The 1,990-nt window shown below is 58.1% G+C and carries 3 protein-coding genes; all 3 read left to right on the top strand.

The genetic code is table 11. From position 1 onward, the window contains the following. Positions 1-308, top strand: a 308-nt coding sequence (locus ACDELDRAFT_RS21790) for a helix-turn-helix transcriptional regulator (protein ID WP_005800720.1), incomplete at its 5' end; no start/stop codon positions are given. A gap of 139 nt (positions 309-447) precedes the next feature. Then, a complete protein-coding gene (locus ACDELDRAFT_RS21785) occupies positions 448-1,359 on the top strand; it encodes a TIR domain-containing protein (RefSeq protein ID WP_005800716.1) in 912 nt (303 codons plus the stop codon). Between the two features lie 41 nt (positions 1,360-1,400). Beyond that, on the top strand, positions 1,401-1,990 hold a 590-nt coding region (locus tag ACDELDRAFT_RS21780; RefSeq protein ID WP_040330505.1), incomplete at its 3' end, for a glutathione S-transferase family protein.

The raw sequence follows: 1,990 nt of genomic DNA, 5'->3' as shown, positions 1-1,990 counted from the left end.
CCGCGCCCCTGCCCGGCCAACCCGCCCACGCCCTGCCCCAGCACAGTGCCGAATCGCTGGCCGCGCTGCTGCACGTGTCGCCGCGCACGCTGCACCGGCAACTGAAGGAAGAAGGCGCCACGCTGCAGGGCCTGAAGGATGACGTGCGCCGCACCCGCGCGGTAGAGCTGCTGCACCGCACACAACGGCCGATCAAGCAGGTGGCCGAGGCGGCGGGGTTTGAGAACGAGAAGAGTTTTATCCGGGCGTTCCGGGGATGGACGGGGCAGTCGCCGGCGGAGTTTCGGAGGGTGGTAAGGCCCTTGTAAAAAAACGGCAGCGATGCTGGTAGTGCTCAAACTGCTCCTCGGATACGTGCCAAAACGCAGCTTCGATGCTGATTTTTTTCTACAGGGCGATGTTACGCAATTGATCGTGGACTAAAGTTTTCAATTCAGGAGATCTTCAATGTTCAATTTGCTTGTTACTGCTGACGAAAATGATTGGGATGGTCAAGCTACTACGTTTCCGCTAAGTCGTAGTTTGCGCGAGTACACAGATGCCGCCATTACAGAAAGATTGGGTTCCTTTGACTCGGCAAGCTCAGCGGAATTGACGAGGCTGCCGACAATCTTTGCCTACGAACAGTCTGTTGGAAAAGCGCCCAAGTTCGGAAGAATCACTGAAATCAGCAAGCGTTCCAATCGCTTGGAGGTACGTATCGACTATGAATTAGTCAACCTCCCCAAATTCCTAACTAACGATGAGCTGTGGAAGATGGGGGCAGAACTCGACCTGGGCAGTTGGGAGGCTTCCCGCACCCATTGGGCAGTTAAAGATGTGAATTTGGCGCGGGAGCTAGCGTCGAAAGGAATCATCTTGCCGCCCCAATTCGCAAGTCAAGGTCATCCGCCAACAGTACCCGTCAGAGTGGACATAACAAATCACTGCTTCGACGTGGCGTTTTCATTCCCAGGTGAGTATCGAGATTTGGTAGAGGCTGTTGCCAAAGAAGCCACAGCCCTACTCGGAACTCATGCCTGTTTCTACGATATGAACTATCAGGCTCAACTAGCTCGACCTGGGCTCGACCTGTTGCTGCAAGACATTTACGCTAGGCGCTCCAGGCTGTTAGTGGTTTTCATTGGCGCCGATTACCAACGAAAGATGTGGCCCAACATTGAGTGGAACGCTATTCGAGCAGTAATGACTGCGGCGAGAGAAAAAGGGCGGATCATGTTTGTTCGGATGGACGAAGGGGCCGTAGAGGGTATTTTTCCGCAAAACGGATACATCGATGCGAGCCGGTTCAGTCCTGCACAAATCGCTGCTTTTATTAGCGAGCGTGTTGAATTCACCCCAAGGCTGAATCCGGTGTAGAGCAGATCGATCTGCTTTGTTGCGCTATCAGAACTCCCCCCATGCTCCACCTCCACCACTGCGTCAGTGCCCGTTCCTTTCGACCCCTGTGGATGCTCGAAGAGCTGCAACTGCCCTACCAGCTCCACATGCTGCCCTTCCCTCCGCGCGCCAAGGCGCGGTGGTTTCTGGACGAGAACCCGCTGGGCACGGTGCCACTGCTGGTGCAGGGCGATGTCCGCATGACCGAATCCGCCGCCATGTGCCAGTACCTGGCCGCCATACACCCCAGCGCGGGGCTGGAAGTGGCGCCCACGCACCCGGCGTATGGCGCCTACCTGAACTGGCTGCACACGAGCGATGCCACGCTGACCTTTCCGCAGACGCTGGTGCTGCGCTATGGCCGCTTTGAGCCCGCAGAGCGGCAGCAGCCGCAGGTGGTGGAGGACTACAGCCGCTGGTTTCTGGCGCGGCTGCGGGCGGTGGAATCTGCCGTGGCGCAAAACGAGCATCTGTGTGCGGGGCGCTTTACCGCAGCGGATGTGGCGGTGGGGTATGCGCTGCTGCTGGCGGAGCACCTGGGGCTGAACGCGCAATTTGGACCGGCGACGCAGGCCTACTGGCAGCGGCTGCAGCAGCGGCCCGGCTACCA

Source organism: Acidovorax delafieldii 2AN (assembly GCF_000175235.1).
Taxonomy (GTDB): Bacteria; Pseudomonadota; Gammaproteobacteria; order Burkholderiales; family Burkholderiaceae_C; genus Acidovorax; species Acidovorax delafieldii_B.
Note: the sequence above shows the minus strand (reverse complement) of the source record. Positions and strands in the feature narration are given on the sequence as shown.

What these genes read in the sequence shown, in the direction of transcription:
- ACDELDRAFT_RS21785 (WP_005800716.1), top strand. Translation starts at nt 448, where the DNA reads ATGTTCAATTTGCTTGTTACTGCTGACGAAAATGATTGGGATGGTCAA.